The sequence below is a fragment of the Flavobacterium dankookense genome (assembly GCF_004362665.1).
Taxonomy (GTDB): domain Bacteria; phylum Bacteroidota; class Bacteroidia; order Flavobacteriales; family Flavobacteriaceae; genus Flavobacterium; species Flavobacterium dankookense.
The window spans coordinates 100,527-120,615 of sequence record NZ_SNXR01000015.1; the positions used below are offsets into that span (position 1 = coordinate 100,527).

Annotated in this window: 18 protein-coding genes; 15 read left to right on the plus strand and 3 right to left on the minus strand. The window is 33.3% G+C overall.

What is annotated here, in order from left to right; genetic code table 11:
* Nucleotides 1-32 precede the first annotated feature (32 nt).
* From BC748_RS10735 to BC748_RS10745, 3 genes are all read right to left on the minus strand, one after another.
* Complete coding sequence (locus tag BC748_RS10735; RefSeq protein WP_133533497.1) at nt 33-584, minus strand: hypothetical protein; 552 nt, start codon at nt 582-584, stop codon at nt 33-35.
* Nucleotides 574-1,191: a ribosome biogenesis GTP-binding protein YihA/YsxC gene (yihA, locus tag BC748_RS10740; RefSeq protein WP_133533498.1), complete on the minus strand. Its 618-nt coding sequence runs from the start codon at nt 1,189-1,191 to the stop codon at nt 574-576. Before yihA ends, BC748_RS10735 begins: the two co-directional genes overlap by 11 nt.
* A 69-nt stretch (nt 1,192-1,260) precedes the next feature.
* Nucleotides 1,261-2,025: an alpha/beta fold hydrolase gene (locus BC748_RS10745; RefSeq protein WP_133533499.1), complete on the minus strand. Its 765-nt coding sequence runs from the start codon at nt 2,023-2,025 to the stop codon at nt 1,261-1,263.
* Nucleotides 2,026-2,423: 398 nt separating this feature from the next.
* Here BC748_RS10745 and mraZ point away from each other — a divergent pair, with 398 nt between their 5' ends.
* From mraZ to ftsZ, 15 genes are all read left to right on the plus strand, one after another.
* Nucleotides 2,424-2,894, plus strand: coding sequence for a division/cell wall cluster transcriptional repressor MraZ (mraZ, locus tag BC748_RS10750; protein WP_133533500.1), 471 nt, complete (start codon nt 2,424-2,426; stop codon nt 2,892-2,894).
* The gene (rsmH, locus tag BC748_RS10755; protein WP_133533501.1) at nt 2,881-3,777 is read left to right on the plus strand and encodes a 16S rRNA (cytosine(1402)-N(4))-methyltransferase RsmH; all 897 of its coding nucleotides are present in this window, start codon (nt 2,881-2,883) and stop codon (nt 3,775-3,777) included. The genes mraZ and rsmH overlap by 14 nt, the downstream gene beginning before the upstream one ends.
* 6 nt (nt 3,778-3,783) lie before the next feature.
* Nucleotides 3,784-4,131 (plus strand): FtsL-like putative cell division protein, encoded by a 348-nt coding sequence (locus BC748_RS10760; RefSeq protein WP_133533502.1) that lies wholly within the window; start codon nt 3,784-3,786, stop codon nt 4,129-4,131.
* Nucleotides 4,122-6,122 carry a penicillin-binding protein gene (locus BC748_RS10765; protein ID WP_133533503.1) on the plus strand — a complete coding sequence of 667 codons (2,001 nt, stop codon included), beginning with the start codon at nt 4,122-4,124 and terminating at the stop codon, nt 6,120-6,122. The genes BC748_RS10760 and BC748_RS10765 overlap by 10 nt, the downstream gene beginning before the upstream one ends.
* Complete coding sequence (locus tag BC748_RS10770) at nt 6,119-7,582, plus strand: UDP-N-acetylmuramoyl-L-alanyl-D-glutamate--2,6-diaminopimelate ligase (RefSeq protein WP_162846449.1); 1,464 nt, start codon at nt 6,119-6,121, stop codon at nt 7,580-7,582. The genes BC748_RS10765 and BC748_RS10770 overlap by 4 nt, the downstream gene beginning before the upstream one ends.
* 55 nt (nt 7,583-7,637) lie before the next feature.
* Entirely contained in the window at nt 7,638-8,864 is a 1,227-nt protein-coding gene (gene mraY, locus BC748_RS10775; RefSeq protein WP_133533504.1) for a phospho-N-acetylmuramoyl-pentapeptide-transferase, read from the plus strand.
* Nucleotides 8,865-8,888: 24 nt separating this feature from the next.
* Nucleotides 8,889-9,242, plus strand: a complete 354-nt coding sequence (locus tag BC748_RS10780; protein WP_133533505.1) for a four helix bundle protein — start codon at nt 8,889-8,891, stop codon at nt 9,240-9,242.
* Between the two features lie 60 nt (nt 9,243-9,302).
* Nucleotides 9,303-10,634: a UDP-N-acetylmuramoyl-L-alanine--D-glutamate ligase gene (gene murD, locus BC748_RS10785; RefSeq protein ID WP_133533506.1), complete on the plus strand. Its 1,332-nt coding sequence runs from the start codon at nt 9,303-9,305 to the stop codon at nt 10,632-10,634.
* Nucleotides 10,635-10,707: 73 nt separating this feature from the next.
* Nucleotides 10,708-12,009, plus strand: coding sequence for an FtsW/RodA/SpoVE family cell cycle protein (locus BC748_RS10790; RefSeq protein WP_133533507.1), 1,302 nt, complete (start codon nt 10,708-10,710; stop codon nt 12,007-12,009).
* Between the two features lies 1 nt (nt 12,010).
* Entirely contained in the window at nt 12,011-13,105 is a 1,095-nt protein-coding gene (murG, locus tag BC748_RS10795; protein WP_133533508.1) for an undecaprenyldiphospho-muramoylpentapeptide beta-N-acetylglucosaminyltransferase, read from the plus strand.
* Nucleotides 13,102-14,562 carry a T9SS type A sorting domain-containing protein gene (locus BC748_RS10800; protein WP_133533509.1) on the plus strand — a complete coding sequence of 487 codons (1,461 nt, stop codon included), beginning with the start codon at nt 13,102-13,104 and terminating at the stop codon, nt 14,560-14,562. Before murG ends, BC748_RS10800 begins: the two co-directional genes overlap by 4 nt.
* An 8-nt stretch (nt 14,563-14,570) precedes the next feature.
* Nucleotides 14,571-15,911, plus strand: a complete 1,341-nt coding sequence (gene murC, locus BC748_RS10805) for a UDP-N-acetylmuramate--L-alanine ligase (protein ID WP_133533510.1) — start codon at nt 14,571-14,573, stop codon at nt 15,909-15,911.
* A complete protein-coding gene (locus BC748_RS10810; RefSeq protein WP_133533511.1) occupies nt 15,908-16,630 on the plus strand; it encodes a cell division protein FtsQ in 723 nt (240 codons plus the stop codon). The genes murC and BC748_RS10810 overlap by 4 nt, the downstream gene beginning before the upstream one ends.
* 6 nt (nt 16,631-16,636) lie before the next feature.
* The gene (ftsA, locus tag BC748_RS10815) at nt 16,637-18,022 is read left to right on the plus strand and encodes a cell division protein FtsA (RefSeq protein ID WP_162846450.1); all 1,386 of its coding nucleotides are present in this window, start codon (nt 16,637-16,639) and stop codon (nt 18,020-18,022) included.
* 32 nt (nt 18,023-18,054) lie between these two features.
* Nucleotides 18,055-19,989 (plus strand): cell division protein FtsZ, encoded by a 1,935-nt coding sequence (ftsZ, locus tag BC748_RS10820; RefSeq protein ID WP_133533513.1) that lies wholly within the window; start codon nt 18,055-18,057, stop codon nt 19,987-19,989.
* The last annotated feature ends 100 nt before the right edge of the window (nt 19,990-20,089 follow it).

Sequence of the window (20,089 nt, forward strand, 5' to 3'; positions counted from 1 at the left end):
ATGAGGTTTGTCAATCGTTGACGAACCCTTTTTTAAAAGGTATAACCAACGCGAAGATGTAAATCTATAGCAATTTTTCTATCGGGTTCAAATTCGTTTAAAACTATGAATCCACCAACACCAATCCCAGTTTCATAAGTAAAATGGCTGCCAACAGTTCGTTTAATTCCCCATTTCGGAATAAAAGCTACAGTGCTGATCACATTAATGTTATCTTGGTTTGAAATATAAAACTTATCCGGATTATAAGTAATGTTTAAGGCTAAAAAATTACCGCTATTATTTTCTATCTTCCTATTTTTGGCAATTCTTTTTTCTAAATTATAATACCAACGTGGTTCAATTTTAATGCTTGGTATCAAAACAGTAGTTGTTGAGCTAAAATTTCCATGAATTCCAATATCTAATCCAATTTCAGTTCTTAAAGCAATACTGTTTGTTAATCTGGATTCATTGTGAATCCAAGCACCTAAAAGGCCAGTCTGAATTCCAAAAATTGTTTTTTCAACACTTGGTTTTTCTTGAGCAAATGAAAAAGTAGTGTTTAAAATAAGTAAAACGATTGTTAGGTTTCTAGAAATCATTATTCTTAAATATATCTTGATTTACATTGTCAATAAAAGTTAACAATTCATCTCTTCCTGTATTTTCTAATGATGAAGTAACAAAATGTTGCGGCATTTCTTCCCAGTTGTTGGCCAAAAGTGCTTTTCTATAGGCAGCAATGTGTGAAGCAACTTTGGTTTTACTGATTTTGTCTGCTTTTGTAAAAATAATGCAAAACGGAATTTCAATTTCTCCTAAATAAGTGATGAACTCTAAATCAATTTTTTGTGCTTCCAAGCGAATGTCAATCAACACAAATGCACAAACTAATTGTTCTCTTTTTTCAAAATAATCAGTAATAAATTGTTGAAAAACTTCCTTAGTTTTTTTGGAAACTTTTGCATATCCATAACCAGGTAAATCCACCAAAAACCAATTTAAATTGATTTTGAAATGATTAATTAATTGAGTTTTCCCTGGTTTTCCCGAAGTTTTTGCTAAGTTCTTATGATTGGTTAGCATGTTGATTAATGATGATTTACCAACATTAGAACGACCAATAAAAGCATATTCGGGCAAACGTTCTAACGGACATTTACTCACATCAGAATTACTTATAATAAACTCAGCAGAATTAATTTTCATAATAGTCATTGCGAGACACGAAGCAATCTCTTATTAAGGTTGTTAGGATTTATTCGTAAAAGAAACGTTTTACAAATGCACTTCTTTAAGCCATTCATCTAATAATCGGTTGAACTCATCAGGATGTTCCATCATAGCTGCATGTCCACATTTGTCAATCCAATATAAATTGGAATTTGGCATCAACTTATGGAATTCTTCAGCAACTTCTGGTGGAGTTACTTGGTCGTTTTTACCCCAAATGATACAGGTTTTTACATGCATTTTTGGTAAATCTTTTGCCATATTATGACGAATTGCACTTTTAGCAATCGTTAATGTTTTTATAACTTTTATTCTGTCATTAACTACCGCAAAAACTTCGTCAACTATTTCTTTTGTTGCTACATTCGGGTCGTAAAAAACAGCTTCAGCTTTCTTTTTAATGTATTCATAGTCACCGCGTTTTGGATAACTGTCGCCCATTGCGCTTTCATAAAGACCTGAACTTCCTGTAATTACAAGTCCAGCTACTTTCTCGGGATACATTTTTGAATGATACAAAGCAATATGTCCGCCAAGTGAATTGCCTAACAAAATGACTCTGTCAAAACCTTTGTATGTAATGAAATCTTTCACATATTTTGCAAAAGCTTTCACGTTTGTTTTTAAGATATTTTGGGTATAAATTGGCAATTCCGGAATTACAATTTTATATCCTTTTGTAGAAAAATAATCGGCTACACCACCAAAGTTGCTTAATCCACCCATTAATCCATGCAAAACAACAATTGGTGTTCCTTCTCCAACTTCATAATAGCTGTATTTACCGTCTTTTATATAATTCTTATCCATTTAAATTTTCCATTTCCTTATGTCCACAAATATATAATTTTCTAGATAGAATTAGAGAAGAATTATTTTTATTTACTAAAAACATAGTGCTTTTCCGATTAATTTCATCAGTTGTCATAAAGTGTTAATTGTCAACATTTTTGATATTTTTTTTCGAGTATAAAGTTTTTCAATTCTTTAGCAGATTTTCAAAAAAAGTCTTTTAAAGCAAATTTTTTTCTCAATTCTACTTCAAAATCTTCATTTCCTTAATTTTTTGTTAATAAAACGACTTTAGGTTTTTAAAGACTACTTCTGATTAAATCTCAAAAGTGGTAAAACTTATTAACAAAGTGGTATTTTGTGGTAAAATGTGGTAAATATTTTTATATTTTTGCTCATTATCAAATAAGAACACATTGAATTCAATAATTGGAACATACGAATGCAAGATTGATGCAAAAGGAAGATTGATGATTCCTGCTGCATTGAAGAAGCAATTGGCTGGTTCGCTGCAAGATGGCTTTGTCTTGAAGCGTTCAGTGTTTCAGCCTTGTTTGGAATTATACCCAATGAGCGAATGGAATTTAATGATGCAAAAAATCAACAAACTGAACCGTTTTGTTAAGAAAAACAATGATTTTATTCGTCGTTTTACAGCTGGTGTAAAAGTGGTTGAAATTGATGCTTTGGGACGACTTTTGGTTCCTAAAGATTTGATGAGTTTTTCTCAAATTTCAAAAGATATTGTGCTTTCGTCGGCTGTTAATATTGTTGAAGTTTGGGATAAAGAGTTGTATGAAAAGTCAATTGCTGGTGATGATATTGATTTTGCTGATTTGGCAGAAGATGTAATGGGAAATATAAATGATGATAATGGAATATCATAATCCAGTTTTGTTGTATGAAACAGTCGATGGTTTGAATATTAAACCTGACGGAATTTATGTAGATGTAACTTTTGGCGGTGGCGGACATTCCAAAGAGATTTTGAAACGTCTCGGGCCAAACGGAAAATTGTTTGGTTTTGATCAAGATGAAGATGCTTTAGAAAATGCTTTGCCCGATGAAAGATTTACATTGATACATGAAAATTTCAGATACATCAAACGTTTTTTGAGATTTCACGGTGTAAAAAGTGTTGACGGAATTTTGGCAGATTTAGGTGTTTCATCGCATCAGTTTGATGTTCCAGAAAGAGGTTTTTCAACTCGTTTTGAAGCTGATTTGGATATGAGAATGAGCAAAAGAAATGAACTCGATGCCTACAAAGTGGTAAACGAATATGACGAAGCCAACTTGAAGCGTGTTTTTTCAGATTATGGTGAGTTGAAAGTTGCGCCAGCTTTAGCAAGAACAATCGTTGACGCTAGAGAAAAAAAAGAAATCAAAACATCGGAAGAATTAAAAACAGTTTTGTCAAAATATTTGCCCGAAAAAGTTAAAAACAAAGTTTTAGCCCAAATATATCAAGCCATTCGAATTGAAGTCAATCAAGAAATGGAAGTTTTAAAAGAATTTTTAGAACAATCACTCGAAATTTTGAAACCCGAAGGAAGATTAAGTGTCATTTCTTATCACTCGTTAGAAGATAGATTAGTGAAGCGATTTATGAAAAACGGAATGTTTGAAGGCGAACCTGAACGTGATTTTTTTGGAAATTTTTCCGTTCCGTTCAAACTTGTTGGAAAACTAATTGTTCCAACCGACGAAGAAATCAAAATAAATAATAGAGCGAGAAGCGCAAAACTAAGAATAGCAGAGAAAATTTAGAATAAAATGAAAAAAGGTGTTTATAGCATATTGAAAGCAAGATTTCTTTTGAACGAAGATGCTACCAAAAACTGGCGTTTCATTTTGTTTCTTATTCTAATTGCAATTCTGATGATAGCCAACACACATCGATACGAACAAAAAGTATTTCGAATTGCCGAATTGACAAGCGAAGTAAAAGAATTGCGTTCGGAGTTTGTAGATAAACGTTCAGAATTGATGAAATTAAAAATGGAATCGACCGTTTCTAAAAAAATGGAAGAGCGAAAAATTTTTCCATCATCGGTTCCTCCAAAAAAAATAAAAGTAAAAAAACCAGTTGAAAAAACTTTTTTCCAAAAGTTATGGCAGTAGAAGATAAACAAATGTCTTATCGAATTTACCTAGTTGCGTTTGGCATCTTTTTGATGGCAATGGCTGTGGTATTCAAACTGTCCAGAATTCAATGGGTTGAAGGTGCGCATTATAGAAAATTAGCGGCAGAACAAACCGTAAAAGATTTTGTAATTCCAGCCAATAAAGGAAATATTTATTCGTCTGACGGAAGTTTGTTAGCAACATCGATACCTAATTATACTATTCGTTTTGATGCAGTTGCGCCAAAACAAGAAGATTTTGATAAAAATGTAAAAGGTTTAGCCGATTCATTATCTGTAATGTTAGGAAAACCAAGTTCGTATTATCATTCGGAATTGAGAAAAGCACATGCTAATAAAAATCGTTACTATTTATTGGCAAAAGGATTAAGTTATACTGAATACATGCGATTGAAAACCTTTCCGTTGTTCAATCTCGGAACGTATAAAGGTGGAATGATTACGGAGCAAAAAACGGTTCGCGAACATCCAATCGGGAAAATTGCCGAAAGAACTATTGGATACGAACGCGTAAAACCCAATGGCGAATTAGACGGAAAAGGAATTGAATGGTCATTTAGAAATTATTTGAATGGAAAAGACGGAAAAGTTTCCAAACAAAAAATCGCCAAAGGTCAATGGAAACCTATTCGTGATGTAAACGAAGTTGATCCTCAAGATGGTTATGACGTAATTTCTACGATTGATGTTTACATCCAAGACATTGCGCATCATGCTTTGCTGAAACAATTGGAATTATACGAAGCAGATCATGGTTGTGTTGTAGTAATGGAAACTCAAACGGGTCATGTGAAAGCAATTTCTAATTTGGGTAGAGCAGAAGATGGTTCGTATTATGAAACGGTAAATTATGCTGTAGCAGAATCGCACGAACCAGGTTCAACATTCAAATTGGTGGATTTGATTGCGTTGCTTGATGATAATAAAGTCGATACAAGTCAAGTATATGATTCTCGTGGTGGAGAAATCACTTATTATGGTAGAAAAGTTCGCGATTCTCACAAAGGTGGTTATGGTAAAATTTCGTTAGCACGTGGTTTTGAAGTTTCATCCAATACTGTTTTGGTACAAGCCGTTTATGAAAATTATAAAATCAATCCAAAAGAGTTTGTGGATAGAATTGACAGAATGGGTTTAAATAAACCGCTTGGATTACCGTTTCAAGGCGAAGGAAAACCATTTATTCCACAACCAGGAGAAAAAGGTTGGAGCGGAATAGCATTGCCTTGGATGGCTTATGGATATGGCGTTTCTGTAACACCATTGCAAACATTGGCTTTGTATAATGCCATTGCTAATAACGGCGAAATGGTAAAGCCAATTTTTGTTTCGGAAATAAAAGAATGGAATAAAACCATAAAAAAATACAACAAACAAGTTATCAATCCTAGAATCTGTTCGCAAGAAACAGTGAAGAAAGTAAAAGCTGTTTTGGAAAATGTGGTTAAAAAAGGAACAGGTTCGAAATTGTATTCCAAAGATTTTTCGATGGCAGGAAAAACAGGAACAGCACAAGTTAATTATAGTAGAGGAAAAGATGAAATGTATTATGCATCGTCTTTTGTTGGATTTTTCCCTTCCGATAAACCAAAATATTCGTGCATCGTTGTTGTTCATAAACCAAATACGGCTAAGAATAATTATTATGGTGCCGATGTTGCTGGACCAGTTTTTAAACGAATTGCCCAAAAGATTTTCACCGATGCGCCATCAACCAATGAAATTAAAAACCTGAATAAGAAAATCAATAAACAAGAAGTGGCTTATTCAGTTTATAACGATAAAATTAACAGCGAGAAAAAAGTAGTACCAAATTTAAAAGGAATGGCAGGAATGGATGCAGTTGCCTTGCTAGAAAATTTAAAAATAAAAGTAAAAATCATCGGAACTGGAAAAGTAAAAAAACAATCCATCCAACCTGGTGAAGCATTAGAAAAAGTAAAAACTATCACACTCGAATTATCGTGATTATATTAAAAGACATATTATATAAAGTTGCTATCGAAGTCGTAAAAGGTTCGACGGAAATGGCTGTGAACAAAATTGAATTCGATTCTCGAAAAATTCAAGAGAACGATGTTTTTGTGGCAATTCGCGGAACGGTTTCTAATGGTCATGATTTTATCGAGAAAGCCATTAATCTTGGCGCAACGGTTATCGTTTGTGATACTTTACCAGAAATTATCGTCACTGGAATAACCTATGTTCAAGTAAAAGACACGAATTCAGCGTTGGCTTTTATGGCTTCCAATTATTACGACAATCCATCGTCAAAAATTCGTTTGGTTGGAATTACTGGAACAAATGGAAAAACTACAATTGCTTCACTTTTATATCAGTTATTCAAAAAAGCAGGTTATAAAGTAGGTTTGCTTTCGACCGTAAAAATTATGGTTGATGAAACTGAGCATAAAGCAACGCATACAACGCCAGATTCGTTGACAATAAATCATTATTTGAATGAAATGGTTGAAATCGGTTGCGAATTTTGCTTTATGGAAGTGAGTTCGCATGGTGTTCATCAAAAACGTACTGAAGGTTTGCAGTTTGAAGGTGGCGTTTTTACTAATCTGTCACACGATCATTTGGATTATCATCCAACTTTTGCAGAATATCGCGATGTAAAAAAATCATTCTTCGACCATTTGCCAAAAACAGCTTTTGCATTGACCAATGTTGATGACAAAAACGGTACGGTGATGTTGCAAAATACCAATGCTAAGAAATTAACCTATGCATTAAAATCCTATGCCGATTATAGAGCGCAAATTCTAGAAAATCAATTATCAGGATTGCTTCTTAAGATTAATGAAAATGAAGTTTGGGTTCGATTAATAGGAACTTTTAATGCTTATAATTTATTGGCAATTTATGGAACAGCGGTTCAATTAGGATTAGAAAATCTTGAAGTGTTGAGGTTGTTGTCAGAATTAGAAAGTGTTTCAGGACGTTTTCAATTTATTGTTTCCAATGAAAAAATCACGGCAATTGTCGATTACGCACATACGCCTGATGCTTTGGAAAATGTATTGAAAACCATCAACGATATTCGAACTAAAAACGAGCAATTAATTACGGTTGTTGGTTGTGGCGGCGATAGAGATAAAACCAAACGACCAATAATGGCAAACATCGCAACGCAAATGAGCGATAAAGTAATCATTACGTCTGATAATCCTCGCACAGAAAATCCGTCAACGATTATCGCTGAAATGGAAGCTGGAGTTGAACCACAAAATTTTAAAAAATCACTTTCTATCGAAGATAGAAAACAAGCTATAAAAACCGCTTGTCAATTAGCCAATACGAATGATATTATCCTAATTGCTGGCAAAGGACACGAAACGTATCAAGAAATTCACGGCGTACGCTATGATTTTGATGATATGAAAATAGTAAAAGAATTTTTAGAACAAATGAACAAGTAATAGTTTAAAAATTAGAGAAATCTCATAAACTTTTAAACTCATAAACACATAAACTATGTTATACTACTTATTTGAATATTTAGACAAAACATTAGACATTCCGGGAACTGGAGTGTTTCAATATATTACGTTTCGTTCTGCGTTGGCTTTGATACTTTCGTTGATGATTTCAACTATTTATGGTAAAAAAATCATCACTTTTTTAAGAAATCAGCAAGTTGGCGAAACCGTTCGCGAATTGGGTTTAGAAGGTCAAACTCAAAAAGCAGGAACACCAACAATGGGTGGATTAATCATCATTATTGCAACTTTAATTCCAGTAGTTTTATTAACTAAACTAAATAATATTTACATTTTATTGTTGATTGTAACCACACTTTGGATGGGAACAATTGGATTTATTGACGATTACATCAAAATATTCAAAAAAGACAAACAAGGTTTAAAAGGAATTTTTAAAGTGATTGGTCAAGTTGGTTTGGGATTAATCGTAGGTTCGGTTTTGTATTTTCATCCTGGCGTAACCGTTAGAGAAAAGTCATCTAAGCCAATTACATTCAACCAAACTGAAAATGTGATTTCTCAAATTCCAGTGGAACATAAATCAACCATAACCACAATTCCGTTTACAAAAAACAACGAATTAGATTATGCTCAAATTTTAAAACCTTTTACAGATGATTATCAAAATTGGGCTTGGTTAGTATTCATTCCAATTGTGATTTTTATCATCACAGCAGTTTCAAATGGAGCAAATCTTACTGATGGAATTGATGGTTTAGCCGCTGGAACATCCGCAATATCGGTTCTCGCGCTTGGAATTTTCACCTTCATTTCGGGTAATATCATTTTGTCGAGTTATCTCAATGTGATGTACATACCCAATTCAGGAGAAATGACGGTTTTCATTGCCGCATTTGTTGGAGCATTAATCGGATTTCTTTGGTACAATTCTTATCCAGCATCAGTATTTATGGGCGATACAGGAAGTTTAACCATCGGTGGAATTATAGCTGTTTTGGCAATTTCTGTTAGAAAAGAAATGTTACTACCAGTTTTATGTGCTATTTTCTTTGCCGAAAGTGCTTCCGTAATTATTCAAGTTACCTATTTCAAATACACTAAAAAACGTTTTGGCGAAGGTCGAAGAGTTTTCCTCATGTCGCCATTACATCATCATTATCAAAAGAAAGGCTATCATGAAAGTAAAATCGTTACCCGTTTTTGGATTGTCACAATATTATTAGCAATCGTTTCAATAGTAACCTTGAAACTTCGCTAAGCAATTAAAAATTACTAATTAAAAATGAAGGAAAATGTTATTCAACAAAAATCGTTTCAGTTTGCAGTTAGAATAATCAATTTATACAAATATTTAATTAATGATAAGAGAGAATTTGTTTTAAGTAAACAATTATTAAGAAGTGGAACATCAATTGGAGCAAATATAGAAGAGTCTATTGGAGGTCAATCTGAAAAAGATTTTTTAGCAAAGTTGAGTATATCATACAAGGAAGCGAGAGAAACAATTTATTGGCTCAAACTTTTAAAAGAAACAGAATACATATCAGAAGTTGAGTTTGAAAGTATTCACAATGAAGCAGAGGAGATTTGTAAAATATTAGCAAAAATTATAATAACTCTAAAAAATAAAATATAAATCAATTATGAATTTTAATCACTGTGATTTTTAATTCTTAATTCTCAATTTTTAATTTATATGAGATTAGTGGTTTTAGGCGGTGGCGAAAGTGGAGTTGGAACAGCAATTCTAGGAAAAAAAGAAGGATACGAAGTTTTTGTTTCCGATTTTGGAAAAATAAAAGAAGATTATAAAAACGTTCTTAATCAATATGAAATAAAATGGGAAGACGAACAGCATACAGAAGACAAAATACTAAATGCTGATGTCGTGATGAAAAGTCCAGGGATTCCAGAAAAAGCGCCAATAGTGAAAAAACTATTGGAAAAAGGAATTCCAGTCATTTCCGAAATTGAGTTTACAGCTCAGTTTACTAATGCCAAAACCATTGGAATAACAGGAAGCAACGGAAAGACAACCACGACAATGTTAACCTATCATTTGCTTAAACAAGCAGGATTAAATGTCGGTTTAGCAGGAAACATCGGAAAAAGTTTTGCATGGCAAGTAGCCGAAGAAAATTTTGATGTTTACGTTTTAGAACTAAGTAGTTTTCAGCTCGATGGATGCATAAATTATAAGCCAAATATTGCGGTAATAACCAACATAAGTCCAGACCATTTAGACCGATATGAATATAAATATGAAAATTATATCGCATCAAAATTTAGAATAACAATGAACCAAGATGAAAACGACTATCTGATTTATGATAATGATGACGAAGCCATTTCAAACTGGTTACAAAACAATAAAACAAAAGCACAATTAATTCCTTTTTCATTGCTTGAAAAAATGAAAAATGGAGCATTTATAAATAACGACACTATGGAATTTTCTATCAACAACGAGGAATTTGCAATGAAAACAACCGACATTTCATTGGAAGGAAAACACAACATGAAAAACGCAATGGCAGCCACTTCGGTAGCGCAATTGATGAAAATCAGAAAAGAAACAATTAGAGAAAGCTTATCTAATTTTCAAGGTGTAGAACATCGTTTAGAAAAAGTGCTAAAAATCCAAAATGTGCAATACATCAACGATAGCAAAGCTACCAATGTAAACGCTACATTCTTTGCTCTAGATAGTATGAATGTACCAACAGTTTGGATTGTTGGTGGAGTTGACAAAGGAAATGATTATTCCGAGTTGATGTCGTTAGTTCGCGAAAAAGTAAAAGCCATCATCTGTCTTGGAATTGATAACAGAAAAATCATCGATGCCTTTTCTGATGTAGTCGATATGATGGTAGAAGTTGACAATATGCGCGATGCCGTAAACACCGCAAAACACATTGCTGAAAAAGGCGATAACGTATTGCTTTCACCAGCTTGCGCCAGTTTTGATTTATTTCAAAACTACGAAGACAGAGGAAATCAGTTCAAAGCAGCGGTGAGAAATTTGTAAAGGTTATAAGGTTTATGAGTTTATTAGTTTATAAATAACCTCATAACCTCATAAACATCATAAACTAAAAAAAATGAAAGAGTTAATAACAAATTTAAAAGGAGATAAAGTCATTTGGGCATTCGTTGCGCTATTGGCGTTGTTTTCGTTTATGCCTGTTTTTAGCGCGAGTAGTAATTTGGCTTATATGCGCCATGGTTCTGGAAACGCATTTACCTATTTGTTAAAACACGGAATACAAATTTTCGTTGGGTTTTTTATCATATACAAAATCCATAAAATTCCGTATCATTATTTCAAAACCATTTCATGGATAATGCTTCCAGTGGTTTGGATACTTTTGGCTTACACGTTGATGAAAGGAACAGTAATCGATGGAGCAAATGCCAGCCGCTGGATACAAATTCCGTTCGTTGGTATTACTTTTCAAACATCAACCTTAGCATCAATTGTATTGTATGTTTACGTAGCAAGATATTTATCTAAAAAACGCGAAACACCAGTCACTTTTCAGTCATCGCTTATCGAGCTTTGGTTGCCGGTTTTCATTACGCTAATATTAATTTTACCAGCCAATTTCTCAACAGCAGCGTTGATTTTTTCAATGGTAATCATGATAACATTCATTGGAAAATATCCGCTAAAATACATTGGAGTTATTCTTGCGGCAGGAATTGCAGGTTTGACCTTTTTCATTTTGGTTGCCAAAGCTTTTCCCGATGCATTTCCAAACCGTGTTGATACATGGATGAAACGTATTGACAATTTCGCCTCAGATAAACCAGATGAAGATGTATATCAAATCGAAAAAGCAAAAATAGCAATTGCTTCTGGTGGAATTTATGGACTTGGACCTGGAAAAAGTGTTCAAAAAAACTTTTTACCTCAATCGTCTTCCGATTTTATTTATGCAATTATTGTTGAAGAATACGGGTTGATTGGCGCATTTTCGGTGCTAGCAATGTATCTTTTATTACTATTCCGATTTGTAATTGCAGCTCATAAATCGCCAACGCTTTTTGCTAAACTCGTCGTTGTTGGATTAGGATTTCCAATAATTTTCCAGGCAATGACTAATATGGCTGTTGCCGTAGAATTATTTCCAGTAACAGGACAAACATTACCATTAATCAGTTCCGGCGGAAGTTCAATTTGGATGACATGTATTGCATTAGGAATTATACTTTCGGTAACCAGAAAAGAAGAAGAAATAGCGCAAGACGAAGCCGAAAAAGAGAAGCGTGAAATTGCGCTGCAAAAGCTAATCGATAAACAATTACAAGAAGACGAAGAAGAGGAAAAGATAAATGAAAATGAGGATTTCTCTATTGAAGACAAGGCAAATCCATTGGAACCAATTTTGAAGAAAAATTAGCATGAAAAAATTAAAATTCATAGTAAGTGGTGGCGGAACTGGCGGACATATTTATCCGGCAATTGCTATTGCGAATGAATTAAAATCGCGTTTCCCTGATGCGGAATTTCTTTTTGTTGGTGCCAAAGACAAAATGGAAATGCAAAAAGTGCCACAAGCGGGTTACAAGATTGAAGGTTTGTGGATTGCTGGTTTACAACGAAGATTAACTATTGATAATTCGCTTTTTCCTTTAAAATTATTGTCGAGCTTATTAAAATCAAGAACGATAATTAGAAATTTTAAACCCGATGTTGTTATCGGAACTGGTGGTTTTGCCTCTGGACCATTATTACAAGTGGCAACAATTGCAAAAATCCCAACAGTTATACAAGAGCAAAATTCATACCCAGGAATAACTAATAAATTGTTAAGTAAAAAGGCAAATAAAATTTGTGTTGCGTATGAAAATTTAGAACGATTTTTTCCAAAAGAAAAGATTGTTCTAACAGGAAATCCGGTTCGAGAAGATTTGTTAAATATTGATGCGAAAAAGGATGAAGCAATTGCTCATTTCAATTTAGACGCAAATAAAAAAACGCTTTTGGTTCTCGGCGGAAGTTTGGGCGCAAGAAGAATTAATCAATTGATTGAGAAAGAAATTTACAATATAGTTTCTAAAGAAATTCAAGTCATTTGGCAATGTGGAAAGTTTTATATAAACGAGTACAAGCATTTTTCAGACGGAAAGAATGTGCAAGTTTTAGATTTTATTGATAGAATGGATTTGGTTTATGCTGCAGCAGATTTCGTGATTTCTCGTGCTGGTGCATCATCAGTTTCAGAGTTATGTTTGGTAGGAAAACCAACGATTTTTATTCCATCACCAAATGTAGCCGAAGATCATCAAACCAAAAATGCAAAAGCGATAGTTGATAAAAATGGTGCCATTCTTTTGAAAGAAAATGAATTAGATGAAAATTTTGAAACTGTTTTTTCAGAATTAGTAACCAACCAAAATTTGCAGTTAGAGTTGAGCCAAAACATAAAAAGCTTGGCAAAACCAAATGCAACAAAAGACATAGTGGAAGAAATAATTAAATTAATCATAAAATGAAGAGAATATTAATATTGTTATTTTCAAATATAGTTTTTTCACAAACTCAAATAGGTTCTAGTTTAAACGGAACTTTTGCAGAAGATCGTTTTGGACAATCAACTACTATTAATTCTACAGGAAATATTATTGCAGTTGGAGCTCCAACGAATAGTCAAGTTGGTAATGAGACTGGACAAGTAACAGTGTTTTCATTTGATGGAGAAAATTGGAATCAATTAGGTGGTTTGTTGAATGGTTTAACTTCTTCTGATGAAGTTAATTTTGGATCTTCTCTATCAATTTCTTCAAATGGTGAGATATTAGCCGTTGGTTCGCCAAATTATGATTCAATAGGAAATGATTTTGGAGCAGTTCAAATATTCAAATTTGAAAACTCAAATTGGGTACAATTGGGTAATACTATTATTGGAACTCAAGATAATTCATTTACTGGAGCTTCAATTTCATTGTCTTCTGACGGTAATAGAATTGCAGTTGGTTCACCTGGTAAAAGTATAGATGGATTGCAAAGAGGTAATGTTACTATTTACGAATTAGTTTCTAATGTTTGGTCGCAATTGGGCACATCAATAATTGGGGATTTAAATCAAGTTTTTTTTGGTAACCAAATTAAACTTAATTCTACAGGCGATAATGTTATAATTAGTGATTTCAACATAGATATTGAACCAACAAAAATTGGAAAAGTTAAGGTTTATAGTTTTGATGGAACCAATTGGACACAAAAAGGGAATAGCATAGTTGGTCTTCTTTCAGAAGATAATAGATTAAAATCTGTGGATATGAGTAATGATGCTAGTACAATTGTGATTGGGATTCCAGGAAGTGATGTTAATGGGAATGACTCAGGAAAGGTTAGAGTTTATTCTTTTAATAACACAGATTGGTTACAAAAAGGGTTGGATATAAATGGAACTTTGATGTCGGATTTATTTGGTTTTTCAGTTAAACTCTTTAATAGTGGAAATGGAATAATAATTGGATCACCAAATTTTAACAATAAAGGAAAAATGTCTTTTTATGAATATATATCAAATAATTGGCAACAATCTGGCAATGATGTTATTGGAGAAAATGTTGGAGACTTTTTTGGAATTTCAATTTCAATTTCAGAAAATAATTTAGTTTCGGTTGGTGCTTTTGGAAATGATACAAATGGAAATAATTCTGGACAAGTTAAAGTTTTTGATATAAACTCTTCTTTAAAGTCATCATCATTCATTAATAATAGAGTGACTGTATATCCAAATCCAGTTGAAAATTATTTGTTTTTTAATTCGGAGGGCAAAATAGTTGAGAATATTTTAATTAATAATTGTTTAGGAATGAAAATTTTAAATAAATCATTTTTGAATAATAACTTATTAGATATTGAAGATTTTCCAAAAGGAGTTTATTTTTTGGAGTACTCAGTTGAAGGAACAAAATATTATCAAAATATTTTGAAGAAATAAGTGAAAAAATGAACTTAAACCAAATACATAACGTCTATTTTATAGGAATTGGAGGCATCGGAATGAGTGCTTTGGCTCGTTATTTTCAAAACATTGGAAAGAATGTTTCGGGCTACGACAAAACGCCAACCATGTTAACCGATGAATTGATTGCAGGCGGAATGCAAATTCATTTTGAAGACAATATCAATTTAATTCCTCAAGAATATTATATAGAAAACACATTGGTTATTGTAACTCCAGCTGTTCCTGTTTCGCATTCTGAATGGAATTTTTTCTTGGAAAGAAATTATAACATAAAGAAGCGTGCAGAAGTTTTAGGATTGATAACTAAAGATACATTTTGCTTTGCAGTTGCTGGAACACACGGAAAAACGACAACATCGAGTATTCTTGGTCATATTTTATTCGAAAGTGGAGCAGACGTTACGGCTTTCCTTGGCGGAATAGTAGAAAATTATCATTCCAACTTAATCGGAAAAGGAAAAACAATTTCGGTTGTTGAAGCTGATGAGTTCGACCGTTCGTTTTTACACTTGCATCCAGATATTGCTTGTGTAACATCTATGGATGCTGACCATTTGGACATTTATGGTGATAAATCGGCTATCGAAGATTCGTTTCGAGAATTTGCCGATAAAGTCTCGGACAAAACCAAATTGTTTGTACCAAAAGGTTTGCCGCTCGAAGGCTTGACAGTTGGGATAAATAACGGAGCAACTTATACTGCAAAAAACATTAGAGTAGAAAATAGTAGTTATGTTTTTGATGTGGAGACGCCATCAGAAACAATTAAAAATATTGCGTTCGGGTTACCTGGACATCATAATTTAATGAATGCCTTGATGGCGTTAGCGATGGCAAAAACATTTGGCACCCCAACCAGTGACATTGCTAACGCCTTGGCTTCATTTAAAGGTGTGCAACGAAGATTTTCGTATCAAATTAAATCTGAAAATTTAGTTTATATCGATGATTATGCACATCATCCAACCGAAATTAATGCGGTTCATCAAGCGGTTAGAGAATTATATCCAAATCAAAAAGTATTGGCGATTTTTCAGCCTCATTTGTTCAGTAGAACCAAAGATTTTGCAGATGATTTTGCCAAAAGTTTATCTCAATTTGACGAATTATTGTTGATGGATATTTATCCAGCAAGAGAATTACCAATGGAAGGAATAACTTCGGAATGGTTATTGTCTAAAGTTAAAAATGACACTAAAAAGTTGGTTGCAAAAAGTGATTTAATTTCATCAATTTTAGAAAGTGATGCAAAAATTATTGTCACAATTGGAGCAGGTGATATTGGTGAATTAGTTCCGAAAATTAAATCAGCATTATTATGAAGATTTTCACATGGTCAAATGTCAGGTTAGTGCTAATGTTTGTGTTAGTGATGTTTCTATTTTCATTCGCTTCAATACGAAATGAGAACAGAAAAATCAGTAAAATTGATGTGAAAATCATCGATAATGACACGCCTTTTTTATTGCCTCAAATGGTTAATAAATTGTTAATAGAAAAAAATCAGGACTCAAAAACTATTACTAAAGAAGGTTTAGATTTGAAGAAATTGGAGAATTCCATCAATCAACACGAATTGATTCAAAAAGCAGACGTGTTTGTCAGTGTTGATGGGGTTTTGAAAGCGGTTGTAAAACAAAAAACTCCTCTAGGTAGAGTAGTTTCAGAATCGGGTTCTTTTTATATTGATTATGAAGGAAATAGAATGCCGTTGTCTGACAATTATACCGCAAGAGTTCCGCTTATTTCGGGGGAAATTAACGGGGTAAAAAGAGAAAAATTATCTCAAATTTTGAGAATGATTTATGAAGATGAGTTTTTGAAAAAAAATATCATTAGTGTAAAAGTTTTGTCTAGTGGTAGCCTAGTTTTAGAGAATAGAAATTATGATTTCGACATCGATTTTGGTAGAATTATTAACATCGAAAGAAAATTTAAAAATTATAAAGCATTTTTTCAAAAAGCAGTTTCAGACAGTACTTTGAATAAATACAAAAAGATTAACCTGAAGTTTACACAACAAGTGGTTTGTATTAAATAGATGATTATGGAAAAAGAGAATATTGCCGTTGGATTAGACATTGGAACAACCAAAATTGTTGCCATGATTGGCAAAAAAAATGAGTATGGGAAATTAGAGATTCTTGGAGTTGGAAAATCCAAAAGTCTTGGTGTAGCTAGAGGTGTTGTGAATAACATTACTCAAACTATACAATCTATTCAGCAAGCCGTAATCGAAGCCGAAGCAAATTCAGGATACAAAATAAACGATGTTGTTGTTGGAATTGCAGGTCAACATATCAGAAGTATTCAACATACAGATTATGTTATCAGAACAAATCCTGAGGAAGTAATCAGTGGTAAAGATATTCAACTATTGATTGATCAAGTCAACAAATTGGCTATGCTTCCGGGTGAAGAAATAATTCATGTTTTGCCTCAAGAATTTAAAATTGATGGTCAATCTGAAATAAAAGAACCAATCGGAATGTATGGTGGAAGATTGGAAGCGAGTTTTCATGTTGTTGTTGGACAAGCTTCATCTATTCGAAATGTCGGAAGATGCATTCAAAGTTCAGGAATTGAGCTTTCAGGATTGACTTTAGAACCATTAGCTTCTGCAGATGCCGTTTTAAGTCAAGAAGAAAAAGAAGCTGGTGTTGCTTTAATTGATATTGGTGGTGGAACAACTGATTTAGCCATTTTTAAAGATGGAATTATACGCCACACTGCCGTTGTGCCATTTGGAGGAAATGTAATTACAGACGACATCAAAGAAGGTTGTTCAATTATTGAAAAACAAGCAGAATTATTGAAAACAAAGTTTGGTTCGGCTTGGCCAGGAGAAAATAAAGACAACGAAATTGTGTCAATTCCAGGATTGCGCGGAAGAGATCCAAAAGAAATTTCTCTGAAGAATTTGTCGAAAATAATTCATGCTCGTGTAGTTGAAATAATTGAACAAGTTTTTACAGAAATTAAAGCATACGGACATGAAGATCCAAGAAAAAAATTAATAGCTGGAATTGTTCTTACTGGTGGCGGTTCTCAATTGAAGCACATAAAACAAATTGTAGAATATATCACGGGAATGGACACCAGAATTGGATATCCAAATGAGCATTTAGCAGGTAATTCAGGAGAAGAAATTTCAAATCCATTATACGCTACAGCAGTTGGTTTATTAATGAACAGTGTCGCTAATAATTCAAACAGTGCTTATAAAATTGAATTAAAAGAAGTGCAGCAAGAAGCGCCAAAATCAGTTTTTCAACCAATTGTTGAAGAGAAAAAAGAAGATGAAGTGGTTCAAAATGAAGTGGTTCAAGAACACAAACCAGTAGAAGTAGAATCGACAGGTGATAAAATAAAACGATCTTTTTTTGATAAATATGTTGACAAAATCAAAGATTTTTTAGATAACGCAGAATAAAATAATACAGAATCAAACAAAACCAAAATAGTATGATAAGCAACTCAGAATTTGGAAACATCTCATTTGATTTACCAAAAAATCAATCAAATGTGATAAAAGTAATAGGCGTTGGCGGCGGCGGAAGCAATGCAATCAACCACATGTTTAAACAAGGAATCAAAGGTGTAGATTTCATCGTTTGTAATACTGATTCTCAGGCATTGCAAAATAGCCCTGTGCCAAATAAAATTCAGTTAGGTGTAAACTTAACCGAAGGTCTTGGAGCAGGAGCAAACCCAGATGTTGGTCACCAATCAGCTATCGAAAGTGTTGCTGATATTGAGAAAATGTTAGATACAAACACTAAAATGGTATTTATTACAGCCGGAATGGGCGGCGGAACAGGAACTGGAGCTGCGCCAGTAATTGCTCAATTGGCAAAAGAAAGAGACATTCTAACGGTTGGAATTGTAACAATTCCTTTCCAGTTTGAAGGTAAAGTTCGTCAAGACCAAGCATTACAAGGTGTTGAACGTTTAAGAAAACAAGTTGACTCGCTTATCGTCATCAATAATAATAAACTTAGAGAAGTATATGGAAATCTTGGCTTCAAAGCAGGTTTCTCAAAAGCTGATGAAGTTTTAGCTACAGCTTCTCGTGGAATTGCTGAAGTAATTACACACCATTATACGCAAAATATCGATTTAAAAGATGCTAAAACCGTTTTAGCCAATAGTGGAACAGCCATTATGGGTTCGGCTATTGCTAGTGGTGAAAATAGAGCTAAAGAAGCAATTATTTCTGCATTAGATTCTCCACTATTGAACGACAACAAAATTTCAGGTGCTAAAAACGTATTGTTGCTTATCGTTTCTGGTACAAGTGAAATTACTATCGATGAAATTGGAGAAATCAATGACCATATCCAAGCGGAAGCCGGACACAATGCCAATATCATTATGGGAGTTGGTGAAGACGAAGCTCATGGCGATGCAATTGCAGTTACAATTATTGCTACAGGTTTTAATGTTGAACAACAAAACGGAATCGTAAATACCGAAATAAAAAAAATCATTCATTCACTTGAAGATGAGCAAAAATTAGTTCGTGATTTAACCGAAAAACCAGTTGAAATATTTCAACCTTTGACAGAAACTAAAGTAGAAGTTGCTCCAGAAAAAATCGTTTTCGAATTAATTGAAGATGAAGTGGTTATCGAAACGCCAAAAGCAACAACAAATATTGATGAGAATGAATTAATTGCGATGAACCAGTTCATCAAAAACCTTGATGTAACCTTTGAAATCGTTTCGCCAATAAAAGATATTGACTTCAAAGTAACAACTCCAGAAACGAGAGAAATCAACGTTATTGAAGCAAAAAATGTTACCGAAGAAGAACAAATCACCTTCACATTTGATGCTCCAACAATTAACAATCAAGTAGTCGAAGAAAATAAAATTGTTTTTGAACTTAGCGACGAAACTAAAAATATCGTAGTTAACGAACCAGTTCAAGTCGTTCCAATGACAGAACTAAACGAACAAGGCGTAATCAAATATTCTCTAGAAGAATATATGGAATTAGAAAACGATTTATTAAGTTCAAAGCCAGCAGCTACCATCGTTGAAGAGCCAATCGCAGAGGAATTAAACATTGTAATGAAGCAGGTTGAAACAGAAAAACCATTGGCTTTTTCTAACAACTTCGAAGACGTTTCTCCAGTAGAAATGACCATCGAAGAAACGTTGAAACTTAGAGCAGACGAAAGAAGAAGAAAATTAAAAGAGTTCAATTACAAATTCCATAACAATCCATCACGAATAGATGAAATGGAAAAAGAACCAGCATACAAGCGTCTTGGCGTGGATTTAAACAGCCAAACACAAAACAATTCTAACTCAAGAATGTCATTGGGAACAGATAGTAACGACGATATGCAAATCAGATCAAACAATTCTTTTCTACACGACAACGTAGATTAATAATCAAGAAAAATAACAATTCAGAACCCGAAAATTTCATTGCGATTTTCGGGTTTATTTTTTTAACTTCGCAACACTTTTTAGGAGCGAGTCGTTCGGG